Annotated in this window: 1 protein-coding gene; it reads left to right on the top strand. The window is 41.0% G+C overall.

Annotation, left to right across the window (positions count from 1 at the left end; all coding sequences use genetic code 11):
• Positions 1-143 precede the first annotated feature (143 nt).
• The gene (gene tnpA / locus DNK85_RS10880) at positions 144-572 is read left to right on the top strand and encodes an IS200/IS605 family transposase (RefSeq protein WP_119329578.1); all 429 of its coding nucleotides are present in this window, start codon (positions 144-146) and stop codon (positions 570-572) included.
• Positions 573-636: the final 64 nt, after the last annotated feature.

Below are 636 nucleotides of genomic sequence, written 5' to 3'. Positions count from 1 at the left end.
AAGGTAATTATAAAGTAAAAGGGATAATGAGTAAAGGAAGTAAAAGCTGCAAAAAAAGCAGTAATATAGTTTAACAGGTCGAAGAAAGAGCACCACGGGTGATACCCGTGGGTGAATGAGCCTTTCGGTGGTATTATGTTTGGATGAAAGCATATAAATCAGCACATGGAGTTTATAGGCTCCAATATCATATAGTTTGGGTATGTAAATACCGGCGAAAGGTCCTGAATCCTGGAGTGTGTAGGTACATTCAGTGGGTAATGCCGAAGCTGCTACGAAAAATTCCTGGCGTATTGCTTGAGGAGATTGGCTTTGATAAAGATCACCTGCATATGGTAATGGTGATTCCGCCCAAATATAGTATTTCGGAGGTTATGAGGGATCTTAAAAGCCAATCGACGGTTTACTTGCGAAAGAAGTTTGTATTTTTAGATAACGTATACTGGAAAGAAAACATATTTTGGTCGCCAGGATTTTTTGTAAGTAGCGTAGGCGTGGATGAGGAAACGATTATGAAATATGTACAGCATCAAGGGCAAGAGGATTCAGGTCAGATCGAACTTGATCTGTAACGCATAACGTAGTTATGCAGCGGCTTGCCGCTTAAGTACCACGGGTTTAGCCCGTGGGTATCTA

The sequence above is a fragment of the Cysteiniphilum halobium genome, assembly GCF_003574425.1.
GTDB lineage: Bacteria > Pseudomonadota > Gammaproteobacteria > Francisellales > Francisellaceae > Caedibacter > Caedibacter halobius.
This window is presented reverse-complemented; position numbering and strand designations above follow the sequence as displayed.

Excerpts from the sequence above, each read along its gene's own strand:
- tnpA (WP_119329578.1), top strand. The coding sequence starts at position 144 with ATGAAAGCATATAAATCAGCACATGGAGTTTATAGGCTCCAATATCAT.